This is a genomic window from Streptomyces albidoflavus, assembly GCF_000719955.1.
Lineage (GTDB): Bacteria > Actinomycetota > Actinomycetes > Streptomycetales > Streptomycetaceae > Streptomyces > Streptomyces albidoflavus.
Genome location: NZ_JOII01000011.1, coordinates 141,847 through 157,312, shown reverse-complemented (window position 1 = coordinate 157,312; position 15,466 = coordinate 141,847). Strand labels below are relative to the sequence as shown.

At 68.0% G+C, this 15,466-nt stretch carries 11 protein-coding genes and 1 pseudogene; 7 read left to right on the top strand and 5 right to left on the bottom strand.

Annotated elements, in window-relative coordinates; translation table 11 throughout:
* Positions 1–190: 190 nt before the first annotated feature.
* A complete protein-coding gene (locus IF45_RS0115075) occupies positions 191–1,951 on the bottom strand; it encodes a CocE/NonD family hydrolase (protein WP_008405913.1) in 1,761 nt (586 codons plus the stop codon).
* 417 nt (positions 1,952–2,368) lie between these two features.
* Between IF45_RS0115075 and IF45_RS0115070 the strand changes: the two genes are divergently transcribed.
* A complete protein-coding gene (locus IF45_RS0115070) occupies positions 2,369–3,130 on the top strand; it encodes a TetR/AcrR family transcriptional regulator (protein WP_049978650.1) in 762 nt (253 codons plus the stop codon).
* A 310-nt stretch (positions 3,131–3,440) separates the two neighbouring features.
* Here the strand turns inward: IF45_RS0115070 and IF45_RS0115065 are convergent, their stop codons facing one another.
* Positions 3,441–3,878 (bottom strand): HIT family protein, encoded by a 438-nt coding sequence (locus tag IF45_RS0115065; RefSeq protein WP_030307871.1) that lies wholly within the window; start codon positions 3,876–3,878, stop codon positions 3,441–3,443.
* 890 nt (positions 3,879–4,768) lie between these two features.
* Here IF45_RS0115065 and IF45_RS0115060 point away from each other — a divergent pair.
* Both IF45_RS0115060 and IF45_RS0115055 read left to right on the top strand, forming a co-directional pair.
* Entirely contained in the window at positions 4,769–5,440 is a 672-nt protein-coding gene (locus IF45_RS0115060) for a DUF3159 domain-containing protein (protein WP_008405917.1), read from the top strand.
* Between the two features lie 1,052 nt (positions 5,441–6,492).
* On the top strand, positions 6,493–8,382 hold the full coding sequence (locus IF45_RS0115055) for a S9 family peptidase (RefSeq protein WP_003949694.1): 1,890 nt from the start codon (positions 6,493–6,495) through the stop codon (positions 8,380–8,382).
* 31 nt (positions 8,383–8,413) lie between these two features.
* On the opposite strand, the gene IF45_RS0115050 is transcribed toward IF45_RS0115055, so the two are convergent.
* Together IF45_RS0115050 and IF45_RS0115045 are read right to left on the bottom strand one after the other, a co-directional pair.
* Complete coding sequence (locus IF45_RS0115050) at positions 8,414–9,025, bottom strand: NAD(P)H-dependent oxidoreductase (protein ID WP_003949695.1); 612 nt, start codon at positions 9,023–9,025, stop codon at positions 8,414–8,416.
* 98 nt (positions 9,026–9,123) lie between these two features.
* Positions 9,124–9,966: an NmrA family NAD(P)-binding protein gene (locus tag IF45_RS0115045; protein WP_003949696.1), complete on the bottom strand. Its 843-nt coding sequence runs from the start codon at positions 9,964–9,966 to the stop codon at positions 9,124–9,126.
* Positions 9,967–10,046: 80 nt separating this feature from the next.
* On the opposite strand from IF45_RS0115045, the gene IF45_RS0115040 reads away from it, so the two are divergent.
* On the top strand, positions 10,047–10,988 hold the full coding sequence (locus IF45_RS0115040; RefSeq protein WP_030307868.1) for an AraC family transcriptional regulator: 942 nt from the start codon (positions 10,047–10,049) through the stop codon (positions 10,986–10,988).
* 257 nt (positions 10,989–11,245) lie between these two features.
* Here the strand turns inward: IF45_RS0115040 and IF45_RS31400 are convergent.
* Positions 11,246–11,978: pseudogene (locus tag IF45_RS31400) on the bottom strand (SDR family oxidoreductase).
* Between the two features lie 374 nt (positions 11,979–12,352).
* Here IF45_RS31400 and IF45_RS0115030 point away from each other — a divergent pair.
* The 3 genes from IF45_RS0115030 to IF45_RS0115020 are packed head-to-tail and all read left to right on the top strand — an operon-like array spanning position 12,353 to position 15,182.
* Entirely contained in the window at positions 12,353–13,264 is a 912-nt protein-coding gene (locus IF45_RS0115030; protein WP_003949699.1) for a CPBP family intramembrane glutamic endopeptidase, read from the top strand.
* Positions 13,261–14,511 (top strand): sensor histidine kinase, encoded by a 1,251-nt coding sequence (locus tag IF45_RS0115025; protein ID WP_226660265.1) that lies wholly within the window; start codon positions 13,261–13,263, stop codon positions 14,509–14,511. Before IF45_RS0115030 ends, IF45_RS0115025 begins: the two co-directional genes overlap by 4 nt.
* The gene (locus IF45_RS0115020) at positions 14,508–15,182 is read left to right on the top strand and encodes a response regulator (protein WP_003949701.1); all 675 of its coding nucleotides are present in this window, start codon (positions 14,508–14,510) and stop codon (positions 15,180–15,182) included. The genes IF45_RS0115025 and IF45_RS0115020 overlap by 4 nt, the downstream gene beginning before the upstream one ends.
* The last annotated feature ends 284 nt before the right edge of the window (positions 15,183–15,466 follow it).

Sequence of the window (15,466 nt, the reverse complement as noted above, 5' to 3'; positions counted from 1 at the left end):
CGCTGAACGGGGCAATCCAGGACGGCTCCGACGCAGTGATCACACCAGCCACGCCAAGATCATCTCATCTGTGACCAGCAGTTACGGGACAGCCCTTAGGGATCTGCTTCGGAGGCAGTGAGACAGGGTCGATGGTTTGACAGCCTCTCGCAGACTGGCGTGATCAGGATGCCAAGCGGTGTGGCGTTCCTCAGCGTCGTGTATCGGCTGGGGGCACGGTGAAGGTGGCGGGGCCTGGCGTCGGCTTCGCGGCGTTGATCTGTGTGTAGGTGTCGATCCATGGGGCTCGGTCGCCGTCGGTGGCGGTGTCTTCGGCCGGGTGGTCCAGGGGCAGATGGAGGCGGGCGTTGCTGATCTGGATCTTTTGCTTGGAGGGGGTGTCGAGCCAGTCGCCGGTTCGTACCGAACCGATTTCCACGGCGAGGCGGTGGCCGGCTCGCAGGGTCCAGTCGGTCGACTTCAGGCTGATGTTCAGGTGGTCCTGGTCCAGGCGGGAGACTCGCTCGTCGAATGCGACGGCGTTTCCGTCGGGGCCTACGTCGTGCAGCTTGACCATGACGTTGCCTTCACCCCTGGCCGTCAGGGTGATCCTGGGTGTGCCGGTGACTCGGGTGGCTGCCTTGAGAGGTTCGGACCAGATGAAGAAGCTTCCGGCATTACGACCGGTTTCCTCTTCCGGTGGTGTGGGCTGTGAGCCTGCTCCGCTGTCCAGGTACGAGCCGTTGCCGAGTCGGAGGTTCGCGGAGCGGTTCGCTGTGGGCCAGGACTTCTCGGCGCGCCAGTTGCCGAGGTTGTCCTGGACGGCGTAGTTCGGGTATGTGACCTTGGGATCTATGTCCTTGAGGTGTTCGTCGAAGAAGGACATTGTCTCCTTGAACCAGGTCGCGCGGCCCATCGCGAACTTCCCTTCCTGCGTGCGGTCGTTGCCGCGTACGTGGTCCCAGGGGCCGATCCAGGCGCGCTGCGGGCCGCGGTGGTTGTGGAGGAACTCCTGCATCCCCACGGGGAGGGTGTTGGTCTCGGCGATGCCCTGGGTGAACAGGAGCGGTGTGTCGGTGCCCTTCGCCTTTTCGGCGGGGCTGCGGTCCTTCCAGTAAGGGTCTTCCGGGTCGCCGATGGTAGGGCCGAAGGAGTTGAGTGCCAGGCACTCGGGGTGCTTCGTCTCGTACGCGGAGTTGGTCCGGTAGTGCTCGTCCTCGTCCGGCAACTGGGCCAGGCTGGCGATGCGGTTGTAGCTGGTGGGTAGTTGCACGCTGTTCGGGCGGGGAACACCGTTGGAGTGCAGGTGCTGATACAGGTCCCAGATTGGCTCCTGGGCGACTACTGCTTTCAGCGCGTCGTTCTTCGCGTTGTTGCCGAGGAGGCCGGTGTAGGCGTCGAAGGACTTGCCGTACATTCCCACCGCTCCGGTGGACCACGACTGTTTCGCGCTCCAGTCGATCGCGGCCTTGACGTCGGCCTGGTCTCCTGGCCCGCCGAGGTCGAGGCATCCGGTGGAGCCGCCGAAGCCGCGCGTGTCCACCATGACGAAGGCGTACCCCTTGCCGAACAGGTCGGCCCCCTCCAGGAGGTCCTGGAAGCGCTCCGAAGGGCCGGCATGCTCCTCCTCGACCTCCATCTCCCCCGAATGGCCGAAGTACGCGCCGGCCGACATGATCACGGGAACTTTCGCGCCCTCGGGGAGGTCCGCAGGAAGCAGCACATCAGCATGCAGCTCGGTCCCGGAGCCGTCCGAGGAGGGGAAGTAGTGCTGGGTCCAGCGCGCCCCCTCCGGCACCCGTTCATTCTCCTCATGGGTCACCGAACGGGTGGCCGTGGCAACAACTGTTTTCTCTGCTCGGTTGCCGTCGGTCACCCGGCCCGGCGTGGCGACGGCTGCCCCCGTGAGGGCGCCGGTCACGGCGCAGGCCGTGATCAGTGCTGCGGCGGTTGCGGCTGATCGTTTCCTCATGAAGTACTCCTGGCTTCTGGTGCGGGCAGACGCGGAAGGGCGGCACTCACACGCGTAGGTCACCCCTGCAAGGAATCGGCCGACCACCATCCTGTCACTTAGTGACAATGTCACTAAGTGACGAGTGTGGCAAGTGGGTCCCGCCATCCTGGCTCGCCGTGTGGCCGCGTGGCCACGCGGCGAGGGGCTCGGTCGACTTCGGGTCCGCGGCAGTGTGCTGTGAAGTCGTTCGGGCGCACTTCCCGGGGTGCGGTCGTCGCACCTGACCGGTTTCGCGGCGAGATCCACCTGTCGGTCCACTCGGGCTGCGAATCGGGGCCGGGCAATGCTGGAGCTGTGCCGCGAGAGACTGGCGAAAAACGTCACTTAGTGCCAATGTGGCGCAAGGTGAAAATTATGGGAACGGGTGGTGAAGAGATGGCCGAGGAAGAGGCCACGGCCAGGCGCGGCCGCGGTGGGATGAGCGAGCAGCGTCGTCGTCGTGTACGTCTGGAGATCTCGCGGGAGGCTGCACGTCTGTTCTGGGCGCAGGGCGTCGACGGGACGAGCGGTGACCAGATCGCTGAGGCGGTGGGCTTGTCGACCCGCACCATCTGGCGCCATTTTCGCAGCAAGGAGAGCTGTGCAGAGCCGATCATCGCGCAGAGCGTGGAGTGGGAACTGGCCACTCTGCGCAGTTGGCCGCTGCACCGCTCGCTGGAGGAGCACTTTGCCACGGAGGCGAAGCGGCTGGTCAGCGAGATCGACACGCAGGAGCAGGCCGATGCCGGGCTGGGCGTGAAGATGATGCGACTGGGTGATACCGAGCCGGCCCTGCGTACGGCCTGGCTGATGGCATGCGATCAAGTCGAACACGAACTGGCCGCAGTCATCGCGACCCGGCTCGGACGTGAGCACGACGACCTGCAGGTACGTCTGCACGCCGCGGCTGCTTCTGCCGCCCTACGAGTCCTCAACGAGTACGTGGGAGCAGGCCTTCTGGACGGCACTGATCCCCGGAAGCTCGGTGACGAGAATTTCGCCTTCATCGCCGATGCCGTCCGCACGGCCACCGGTGGCGCCGTGGGTGACCCGGTCCACGTCGCCGAGGTACCCGCCGAGTCGGCGCCCGAAGGTGTCGCCGTGCAGCGTACTGAGGGCGGGGTGGAGGTCTGCGAACTCACCCAGAAGGAGCTGTAGAGCGTGGACGGCGTCGAGCCCCCCTCGCCGAGGGCGCCGGGCCGGAGGGAGGGGAGTTGGGCAAGGAGTCGTCCGTGTGGTCCGTCGATCTCGAGGGGGGGCGAGGTGTACCGGACCCACGTCAGCAGCCTCCGACGCACCCCGCCCCTCCTGGCTGGCCGATCCTTGCAACTGCCCACCCACAGGTGTGGAGGGCTGAGGGCGAACGGGGGGCATGAGCCGTGTGCTCCTGGGTGGCGAGCGGACGCGGCCCGGCCTCTTGGTGATGCCACGTCAGCCTCGAACGGATACCGACAGGCTGCGTGATCGTTCATGCTCCGGAGGTGCAGCCCCGAGCCTGTTCATAACCCAGTTCCAGCAGGGCGGCACGCAGCTTTACCGCTGCTCCGGTCAGCGCCGACGGGTTTTCCTCCTGCTTGGCCTTGCTGAAATCGAAGTCGGTCATGTCCCAGACCGGCGCGACGTGTATATGCAGATGCGGTACCTCGAAGCCCGCAACGACGAGCCCGGCGCGCGGAGCGTTCCAGGCCCGCTGCACCCCCTGCCCCACGGCTTGGGCCACCTCGAAGCAACGCGTCAGGAGGGGCCCGTCGATGTCCGTCCACCGATCGACCTCACGTCGTGGCACCACAAGGGTGTGGCCAGGCCGCAACGGAGCTATGGAGAGGAAAGCGACGATTTCCGGATCTTGCCAGACGAAGAGTCCGGGCAACTCCCCAGTGATGATGCGAGAGAACACAGTAGTCATACGTGCAATATTCCTCAGGAGCGTCAGGGTGTGGGCAGCGGGGCACGGATCAGGCAACGACGGCCGGGGCTCTTGGCCGTCGTTGCCTGACACGACCGCTCGACCAGCGTCACTGGCTTGACTCCATGGAACCGGACGCTCGACTAACCGAACGCCGGAGTGCGGAACAACGATGCTCGGCAAGGGCAGTACCTGTGACGCCGAACGCGCCGGCTCGTTCGCCGACTGGATGAAAGGGCCTGCGACGGTCGGTTGCTCGACGAAGCTCATCCGTTCAAGAGCATGGCAGATTAGTGCAGTGCGCAGCGCCCGTGCTGCGAGCCGGGCAGGCAGGACCACGACGTGATCGAGTCCGCTGAGTAGCTCCTCCGTCCGGAACCGTGGCGGCGACCTCGAGGGGCCGGTCCGATGAACGAGCGCCACGCGGGCGGCTCGATCCATAGCAAGCGCGGGTCGTCGTCGGCTGCGGCGTGCGGACCCTTCGTCGCAGTCACTCGGCCTGGGTTCTCCGTTCAGCCGGACATCAGCAGGCGACGTCGTAGGTGGGTTGCCGACGGCGCGCGCCAGCTTGCGCTGTCTGTCTCCCCTGGTCGCTGCCCCTCATCGCCGTCCGTAGCGCGCGCACGACCCCTCGGGCCTAGGCTCCCACCGAACCGCGCGAGCACTGCCATCGAGGCCTCGCGCCCTCTCCTGGCGGGCGACGGCGAGCAGCCGTGCGCACCCGGCGGCCAGCCCTGATGACGAGCGACTCACTGTGCGAGATCTCGCGGGGTTGTGGCGTGGGTTACATCAGGCAGGGTGGCGACGACTGGCGTTTAATGGCAATGTGTCACTTAGTGACGTCAACGCAAGCTGCTGACGCTTAAATTGACCCAGAGGTGTGGATCGCTATGCAGGACACGAGTTCCCGGGAGGCGGCTGTCGCGCGGGAGGCAGGTCGGGGGAAAGAGACGGTGCTCGAACAGGCGGGCGGAGTCAAAGGTGTCGTCTACTCGGCGCTGCCCGCTTTGGTGTTCGTCGTCGCCAACGGCGTCGGCGGACTCAAGGTCGGCATCCTGGCCGCTCTCCTGGTCGCCGGCGGCATCGCGGCGCAGCGGCTGGTGCGCAGGGAGTCGATCCAGCCGGCGCTGGGCGGCGTGTTCGGCGTAGCCGTCGCAGCCGGCGTCTCCTGGTATACGGGGTCCGCCAAGGACTTCTTCCTCATCGGCATCTGGGCGAGCCTGGCCGGCGCCGTCGCCTTTGTTGTCTCTGTGGTGGTGCGCTGGCCTCTGGCGGGACTGATCTGGAACGCGACGACCGGTAAGGGTGTTGTCTGGCGTGCGGACGGGCGTTCGCGGCTCTATTACGACATCGCCACCCTGGTGCTGGCTGTCATCTTCGGTGCTCGATTCGCCGTTCAGCAGTACCTCTACCAGGCCGACGAGGTCGGCTCGCTGGGTTTCGCCAAGATCGCCATGGGCTACCCGCTCCTCGCCCTCGGAGTCCTGGTCGTCGCCTGGGCCGCCCGGGCTTCCGACAAGCGGCTGAAGGTGGCGGGACTGCTGCCTGCCAAGCGCACCTGACTCGGCACTTCCGATCTCCATCCGCTCCGGACGGGCTGCGCGCAGCCCGTCCGGAGGCGTGTGTACTCGCATCGGTCACGGCGACGTCCGATTCGGCGGACGCGCTTTCTATGGGCCGGTGCTTCATGCCGTCGCTGCGATCATGTGCGGCCACGCACTGCATGCGCCCGCACGGCCTGGCTGAGGGGCTGCGGTCAGGGGGGAAGGCGAATTGGTCGAGTGTTTACCGGCCGCCTTGACCCGCCTGCCGGCGGCATCAGGGTGCGGGTGCACCCGCGGCCGCCTCGGCGCCTTACAGGAGGTCGACCATGAGGAAATCAGCGGCGGCCCGATTGCCCGGGTGGGTGCGCTGGCCGGACCGATGGCAGGGGCCCTCGGTGGCGATGAGACGGAGGTCATGCGGGAGTGGGAACCTTGCCAGGAACTGCTCGCGCCTGGGGTGTGTGAAGGCTGCGACAGTCGGCTTCTTGGCCTGGAATGCGGCCGGGCTGACCGGATTCGCGGCCCTGGGTGCGGCCCTGTTCGGCGCACAGCATGCTTGGCTGCCGGTCGTCGCATGGTCGGCCGTCGCCCTCTTTGCCCCGTCCGACCCGGACGGGCTCGCCGGCTGGCCCCTGGCCCCGCCCGACGCTGCGCCCGCCAGTTGCCCCGCTGTATTGATGGCCGTCGGCATGCATCACCGCCCATGCGCTGGTCGGCCCTCGGAGATGACCTGTCGCCGCCCGTGTGGCACCCGGGCGAACTCGGCCCGATCTCTGGGTGCCGGCTGCCACCGTCCACCGGATCCTGGCCCGGGACGACCTGAACCTCCGGCCCGACCGGCCCGCCGGAGAGTCGATACGGCATCCATGCCGTGCAGGCTCACCGTCTCCCGGTATCTGGCCGACTGTCCGCAGCGACAGTTGACACAACCTGTCACTTAGTGACACTGTCACTAAGTGACAGCTGTGGCTGCGGGAAGGCGGCGACTCAAGGTTGCGTACCCGCTCAGGTTCCTTGCCACCGCCGGGGTTCTGCCGTTGCTGTCCGGCGTAACAACGGGAAGGACTGATATGGCATTGCCGACGATCATCAGCGTTGAGGAGTTCTTCGCGCCTCCAAGGCGTTCGAGGGCCTCTATCTCGCCGGATGGCACAAAGATTGCTTATCTGGCTCCTTGGGAGAACCGTCTGAACCTGTGGGTCGGGAGTGTCGAAGCGCCGGAGGAGGCGCGGCGGGTCACCTCTGAGGACCGCAACCTGCTGAGCTATCACTGGACGGATGATCCGCGGTGGCTGCTCTATACCCGGGATCAGGGCGGCGACGAGAACAGTCACCTGTACCGAGTCGATCTCGACGTCCCGGACGCAGCGGCTGTCGACCTGACGCCGTTTCCCGGTGCGCGCATCACAGATCTGAAGCTTCCTACCTCTCGGCCGGGGAAGGCGGTGTTCTCCTCCAACAGCCGGAATCCCGCTGTGTTCGACCTCTTCGAGTTGGATATCGCCACCGGTGACCTGCGGATGCTCGCGGAGAACACCGCGGGCGCGGCCGTCACTCTCTTCTACGGCGGCAGTGCGGGCCCCCTCACCAGCGAGGTCAGCGAACGAGGCGACCTACGGCTCTCACGGTGGGACGAGTCCACGCAGACCTCGTGCCACCTGGCGTGGTTCGAGGGTGGGGACTATCCGCTGGGCGTCTATCCGTTGGAGGTCACTCCTGACGGAAGTGGTGTGCTCCATGGCTCGTACCAGGACTCGGACAGGCTTCGTGTGGTCCGGCTGGACACGGTGACTGGTGAAGAGACTGTGGTTGACTCTCACCCGCGCTACGACCTGGACACTCGGGCCCGCGTGTTTCCCTCGCTGCCCTCCCCTCTGATCTTCAGTCGGCGTACCGGTGAACTCATCGGGGTTCGATATCTCGGGGAACGACAGGTGATCAAGGCGCTGGACCCGCACTTCGCCGAGGTCTTGGAAAACCTGGAGAAACTGTCCGCCGGCGACCTGGCCGACATCTCGTCAGACGAGACCGGGCAGCGGTGGGTCGTCAGCTTCACCCACGACCGCGATCCTGGGGCCGCGTACTACTACGACCATTCCTCAGGCGAGAGCCGGCTCCTGTTCCGTCCCCGTGGTCACCTGGATCCCGAGCAACTGGCGTCTATGACACCGGTGACGATCACCTCTCGGGACGGTCTTGCGCTTCCCTCGCACCTGACGCTGCCGCTCGGGGTGGAGCCGCACCGACTGCCGCTGGCTCTGCTCGTGCACGGCGGCCCCTGGGACCGGGACAGCTGGGGTTTCAACCCTCTGGTCCAGCTGTTGGCCAATCGGGGCTACGCGGTCCTGCAGGTGAACTTCCGCAGCTCCACGGGGTACGGCAAATCGTTCATGAAGGCCGGTATCGGGGAGCTGGCCGGCAAGATGCACGATGACCTGATCGACGGGGTCGACTGGGCCGTTGCCCAGGGATACGCGGACCCGGACCGGGTGGCCATCCTCGGCGGCTCCTACGGAGGCTACGCAGCGCTGGTGGGCGCCGCTTTCACCCCCGACGTCTTCGCCGCCGCCGTGGACATCTTCGGGGTCTCCGACCTTGCGAACTTCCTGCGCAATCAGCCGGAGTTCGTCCGGCCGGCCCTTGCCGCCAACTGGTTCCGCTGGGTCGGCGACCCTGCGGATCCGCACCAGGAAGCCGACATGCTGACCCGCTCACCGATCAGCCGGGTGGACCAGATCCGCACACCGCTGCTCATCGCCCAGGGCGCCAACGACGCGAGAGTGGCGCAGGCGGAATCCGACAACATGGTCCATGCCCTCCGGGCGCGTGGAGCCCTCGTCGAGTACATCCTCATGGGGGACGAGGGGCACTCCATCGAGAACCCGGAGAACTTGACCGCCGTCTACCGCGCGGTGGAGCGGTTCCTGGGCGAACACCTCGGACCCGGCAGGGACGGATAGCCACTGCGGCCCACTTCCACCGGGCCCCGGGTCAGGAACGGGAAACAGGGGCTCCGACGGCGCTGGCCAGCGTGCGGACCGCGTGGTCTACGGCGGCCCCGGTGGAGGGCTGTTCGGAGTCGTGGACGAAGGCGGTGGCTCCGCGCTGGCTGCCGACGTAGTCGATGAGACCGTGCGTGAGTTGTGTGCGCAGCGCCATCTCGTAGCCGTGCCGCTCGTATGCGCCGGCGTCGGCGCCTGCTATCGGTAGCAGGTGCGTCGTGAGTCGCTGGAGCTTGGGCAGTACTCCTCCTGTGGCGGCGTACTCGAAGGCCCAGCCGTTGACGAAGACCCGGTCGATCCACCCTTTCAGGAGGGCTGGTACGGACCACCAGTACACAGGGAAAACGAGAACGAGGTCGGTCGCCCAATCCAGGCGCTGCTGCTCGCGAACCACGTCGGGTGGGTGGCCGCCGCCCTCCTGGTAGGCGCGACGGTCCGCCGAGGTGAACCGGGGGTCGAAGCCCTCCTGGTGCAGGTCTGCGGCCTCGACGGCGCCGGGGCGCAGGGCTGTGCTGAGACGTTCCGCGATGTAGTGGGTGAGGGAGCCGGGGTCGGGGTGCGCGGTGACAAGAAGGGTGCGAGAGGTCTCGTCTGTGCTCATGGCGGTACGTCCTTAGGTGTGGGCCGGGTTTCGGAGGTCTTCGCGGGTGTGGGTGTGCGGGGATGCGGTCCGTGAGCGGCCGGGGTGTGGTCGGCGCCTCACTGCGGGGCATTCCAGACGCCGGCAGCGGCCGCGCGGACGACGTACTCCTCGAGGGTTCGCGGCGCGCGTTCCAGCACGGTGGTGAGGTCGCCGGTCGTCTCGGAGACCGAGCCGCCCGCCATCAACGCGAACATTTCGGCGACCTCGTCGGCCTCGTGCCGGCTTACGCCTTGCCCGACGAGCTCCGCCACGTACGCGTCACAGGTGATCTGCCGGTAGGTGAGCGTCCGTCCGGATGCCCGCGCGATCAGCTCGACGGCCTCGGCGAACCTGACGGGGCGGGGCCCGCTCAGCTCGTAGACCTGCCGCACGTGCCGGTCACGCTCGGTCAGTGCCGCGACTGCAGCGTCCGCAATGTCCTCCACGTCGACGAAGGGCTCGGGAACGTCCCCGGCCGGCAGCGCCAGTTCGCCGGCGAGCAGCGGTGCGTGGAATACGTCCTCGCCGAAGTTCTGGGCGAAGTTGGACGCTCGCAGCACGGTCCACTCCAGAGGCGCACCGCGGACGGCCTCCTCGGCGGAGACCATGTTGCGCCCGAACATGGAGCCGCCCCAGCCGTCCGCACCGCGGCCGGAGAGGAGCACCAGCCGTCGCACCCCGGCGGCCGCTGCCCGCGCCGCGAATGCGTGCACCGGGCCCGGCACCGGCGGGGGCACCACGTAGGCCGCGTAGATGCCGTGCAGGACGGCGTCCCAGCCAGCCGGCTGGGACCAGTCGAAGTGGACCTGGCTGGACCGGGAGGCCGCGCGCACCGGGATGCCGCGAAGTCGCAGCCGGGCTGCGACACGGCGCCCCGTCCGGCCGGTCGCGCCAACCACAAGACAAGTGTGTGTGTTCATGGCTCCACTCAACACGGGCCGCCCGGACGTTCCCATGGGTGAAGAGCCGCCTTGCCTTTGTAATCGTCTACTCTGGTGGGGTGGACATCAGCAGCGAGCTGTTTCGAGGCGTGAGAGCGCACGGCTCACTGTTCGGTAGTTCGACGCTGTCCCCACCTTGGTCCCTGCACTTCGTGGACGGGCCCCCACTGACGCTGTGCACCGTTCTCACAGGCGCCGGCTGGATCGTTCTGGACGGCTATCCGCCCGAACGACTCGGCCCCCACGACACGGTCGTGGTACGCGGCCCCGCGACCTTCACCTTCGTCGACGACCCGGCAACCACCGTCGAACCCCTCGTCTGCAGCGCGGAGTGCGCCACCCCCGAGCAGGGCGGCACCCGCCACCGGCTCGGCTGGCACGAACCCGGCGAGGACGGGGCGGGGCACGGCACAACGACCCTGGTCATCGGCGCCTACCCGGTAAGCGGCGAGATCGGCCGCCGGCTGCTGGACAGCTTGCCCGTCGTGCTGCGCGTACCCGCCGGCGGCGACGGCGACCCGGTGCTCGATCACCTCGCCGTCGAGGTCTCCCGCGACGAACCGGGCCAACAGGTGGTGCTCGACCGGCTCCTGGACTGGATGCTGGTGTGCACGCTGCGCACCTGGCTCGACGAGCCCGGTCGTCGACCCCCGGCCTGGTGGTCCGCGCAGAAGGACCCGGTGGCCGGCAAGGCCCTGCGCCTGCTGCACGCCGAACCGGCCGCGCCCTGGACGGTGGCCGCGCTGGCCCGGCGTGCCGGGGTGTCCCGCTCGACACTGGCCAAGCGGTTCACCGAGCTACTCGGTGAACCGCCGCTGGCCTATCTCACCCACTGGCGCATGACACTCGCCGCGGACCTTCTGGCCGAGCAGCCCTCCGCTACCGTCGCGTCCATTGCCCGCACCGTCGGCTACAGTGACCCGTTCGCGTTCAGCGTGGCCTTCAAACGGACCCGCGGCGTCACGCCCAGCGCCTACCGCCGGGCCACCGAAGCACGCTGACGCGCGCACGTGCCGGACGCCGGACTCGCGCAAGAAGCCCGCGACCGGCGGGCTGGGTGTTCATGCCTCCGCACCGCAGGTTGACTATGACCGTCAGGGCGCACCAGCTCCCCCGAGCAGTGAGCCTCTCCGCTCGACACCCTTGCCCAGCATCGCGTTCGAGAGTCGCACGGGAGCGCTGGTACGGCCCTGCATGGGAACGGACTCACGGTGAGAGGGGCCGCCGGCCTTGTCCGAGGCGCCGGAGTCGTCCGTGGTCACATCCCGCCGGCGATCCGCATTACCGTGCCGGTCGCGTAGGAGGCGTCGTCCGAGAGCAGCCAGGCGACCGCTCCGGCGATCTCCTCAGGCTGGCCGGCGCGGCCCATAGGGGCAAGTGCCGCGACCTTGGCGGGCCGCTGCGGGTCGGCGTGGAAATCGGTCCAGATCGCTCCCGGAGCGACGCAGTTGACCCGGATGCCGTCGGCCGTCACCTCCTTGGACAGCCCGACCGTCATGGCGTCCACGGCGGCCTTGGCCGCGGCGTAGTGAACGTAGGTGCCGGGGGCTGCCGAGGGTCGCAGCCGCGGAGGAGATGTTCACGATCGCCCCGCCCGCCGTCATCTCGCCGATGGCCCGGCGGGCACACAGCAGGTATCCGAGAACATTGACTTCCAGGGCCTGCCGCATCCCCATCCCCTCAGGATCGGCTTCGGCCAGCGGCCCCACCGGCCCGCTCACGCCGGCGTTGTTCACCAGCCCGGTGACCGGCCCCAGGCGCTCGGCGGCGATATCGAACATATGGTCCACGTCTGCCGCGTCGGCGGTGTCGACCGCGACTGCCACAGCCGCCCGCCCCAGCGCACGCACCCTTTCGGCCACGCCCTCGGCAGCCTCGGCATCCGACCGGTACCCCACGGCCACATCGTGCCCCTCGGCCGCCAGTCGCAGGCAGATCGCCGCGCCGATGCCCCGACTGCCGCCGGTGACCACAGTCACTCGCTGACCTATTTTTCCGTTTTTTCCACCCTTTTTTGCCCTCCGAATAGAGACCGATAAATGATCGATCAAATAGTCACCCTACTCACGCGTCTCCTGTGCCGATCCGTGCCCCGGACCGGAGGCCCCGACGTTCGTGCACCCGCATGACGGGTGTGGAACCACCGGCCCGAGCCTCGATGTGAGGAGGATTCCCGCGGCCGCCCTACGCGTCGCACTCCTCCGCGCGGAGCGGGTTTGCATCCTTTGGATGCACTGCCTTGATGCAACCATCGGGCCGTAGAGCCCGTCGGGCGAGGAAACCTAGCGTTCCCGTCATGACAGAGAACAGAGCCAGCCTCCCCCGAACCCCGGTCCCCGACCGCCTCCCGGCACGGCTCCGAGCGATGGCGCGAGCGCGTCCGCTGACTTACTTCTTCCTCCTCGCGAACGGGCTGAGCTGGGTGGCATGGGTGCCGTACATCCTGTCGCAGAACGGCCTCGGCATCTGGGACTACCGGTTTCCCGCGATTCTCGGGACCACTCAAGTGCTGGGGGTCCTCCCGGGCGCCTACCTGGGGCCGATCGGTGCCGCGTTCGCGATGACGGCGCTGGTGGACGGCCGGACTGGTCTGCGGGCCTGGACGCGCCGGTTGTGGCGGTGGCGGGTCGGCGGGCGCTGGTACGCGATCACGTTGCTCAGCGTCCCTGCCGGGATGCTCCTGACCGGCTTGGCGTTCTCCGGCGGGCAGGTCGCCGCCCCTTCGGCCGCAGCGCTCACCGCCTTCGTGCCGATGCTGCTGTTCCAGATGATCACGACCGGTCTGGCCGAGGAACCCGGGTGGCGCGACTTCGCCCTTCCCCGCCTGCAGAGCCGGTTCTCGCCGCTGCGCGCCGCCTTCGTCCTGGGCCCGCTGTGGGGTGTGTGGCACTTCCCGCTGTTCCTCACCGAGTGGGGCGGCTACCCCGAGGCGTCCTGGACGCGGCCTCTGGCCTTCTTCACGTTCTGCGTCGCGTTCAACATCGTGATGTCGTGGGTGTTCAACCGCACCGGGCAGAGTCTGCCGCTGTCCATGCTCATGCATGTCGGCGTCAACACCTTCGCGTCCGTCATGTGGTCCGAGATGTTTCCCGGCCTGGACGGGGAGCTCGCCCTCGTCGCGATGGGGACCGGTGCCTCTGTTGCCGCGGCGGTGATCGTGATCACCACCCGCGGCCGTCTCGGCCACGGCCCTGCCGTCCCGCCGGACCACGGGGATGCGTCGCCGCTCGCCCGCCGCGCGGGGTATGACCGGGACCTCACTATGATCGAGCCGTGACGACCGCGCGGCGCCCCAGCATGACCCGCTCCGCAGCGACCGCTGTCACCACCGCGCTGAGCGCGCTGGCCCTCCTGTGGATCATCGCGCTGCTGGCGCGTGATGACCCGTCACTCACCGGAGCTCCACTCGGCATGGCCGCCTGGTGGGGGACGGCCGTGACGCTCGTCCTGCAATCGGTGGCCCTGCTGTGGGGCCGCCATCAGGTGACCGCCACGTTGGGCTGCGTGGCCGGACTCTGCCTGGTCCTGGCGGCCGTGTTTCCCAGCGGACTGTTCACTGTTACCGCGCTGCCGGTTCTGGTCGGTGCGTTCTTGGCCGGGCTGACCGGGGCCTGGCGGGATGTGTGCCGGTGGGCCCTGGCCTCGGGCGTACTGGTGTCGACCGCCCACTTCGTCAACGGCAGCGCCGACGGGCGCACCGGCGGGTGGGGCCTGGTGATGCAGGCGCTGCTTCAGGCGGCCCTGGTGGTCGGCCTGCCACTGCTGCCGGCTTCCGTGATCGCCGCGCAACGCGCGACGAGGGCCGCGCAGCAGGAAACGCTGGCGGCGGTCACCCGTGAGCGCGATGCCAAGATCGGTGAGGCGATCGCTCTGGAACGGGCGGCGATGGCGCGGGAGCTGCACGACATCGCCGCCCACCATTTGTCCGGCATCTCGCTGATGGCCTCGGTCGTCGCTCGGCAGACCGCCTCGGCACCGGGCGAAGCCCACTCCGGAGCGTTGGAGATCCGCAAGCAGAGCAACGCGATCCTGGATGACCTGCGTCGTCTGGTGGGATTGCTCCGCGACGTCGGTCACCAAGACGAGGGCGTCAAAACCCTCGCCACTCTTCCCCACCTGATCGCGACGGCCCGTCTCACCGGAGCCCAGGTCGACTTCGATCTGCGCAGCGATGAACGACGGAAGCCGGGCGCAGGGGTCAGCCTGCTGGGTCAGCTGGCCGCCTATCGCATCGTGCAGGAATCGCTCACGAACGCCTCACGCCATGCGCCCGGCGCCCCCTGTGTCGTCACCGTGGACGACCGTGACCCGCGCACGCTGCGAATCACCGTCCGCAACGCACCGCCCGGCCCACAGGCCCGTCCCGCTTCACGCGGTACTGGCTACGGCATCATCGGCATGAGAGAGCGCTCCGCCCTCATCGGCGGATCTTTCGGCGCTGGCCCGACCGACGACGACGGGTGGGAGACCCGTATAAGCATCCCCCGCGAAAGCGGGCACCACCTCCCGGAGCAGTTCACGTGATCCGAGTCCTTCTTGCCGACGACCAGCCTCTCGTCCGCGCCGGCCTGAGCGCACTGCTGAACGCGGAGAAGGACGTCGAGGTCGTCGGTGTCGCCGCGGACGGGGCGGAAGCCCTCGACCTGGCCACCGAACTGGTTCCGGACGTCGCGTGCCTGGACATCCGGATGCCGAAGATGGACGGCATCGACGTCGCGGCCCGCATCTGCGGCCCCGACGCGTCTCCAGCCGTCCCGGTGCTGATCCTCACCACCTTCGACATCGATGACTACGTCTTCCGGGCGCTGGAAGCGGGGGTCGCCGGGTTCTTGCTCAAGGATTCCGACCCCGAGGAGATTCTGCGAGCGATCCACCATATCGCCGCGGGACACGGCACTCTCGACCGCACTCTGACCCGCCGTATCGTCGCCGAGTATGTGGAACGACGGCGCCTGCGACCTGTGACAGCGACGCGGGGGATCGACGTCCTCACCGCCCGCGAGCGAGACATCCTGCTGTTACTGGCGCAGGGTATGTCGAACGAGCAGATCGCCGGAGCACTCGTCGTCGAGGTCACCACCGTCAAGTCGCATCTCGCCCGTATGCTGCCCAAACTCGGTGTGCAGTCCCGCCTGCAAGCAGCCGTGTGGGCCTACCAGAACCGCGTCGTGACCGTGGACGATGCTCCACGCTGAACACTCCTCAGGACTGCTCACGCCGAAGGAACCCCCTTGGCGCAGTGAACCTGGGAGTGTCCGAGTGCCGAGGCCCTGGCCGGGGTGAGCCGTGGCCGTGACGGGCCGTCTTGCCGACGTCCATCCCGCGGAAGACGCCCACGCCATCGCTGTCGAACATCGCACCCCTCCCGGGTGGTTGCTCCTGCCGGCCTCGGCAATGGCACCGTGCTCGCGCATTCACGTTATGCAGACCTGTCGCCCGCGAACTGCCCGGCATCACGCCGGACCAGACGGTGGCCGGT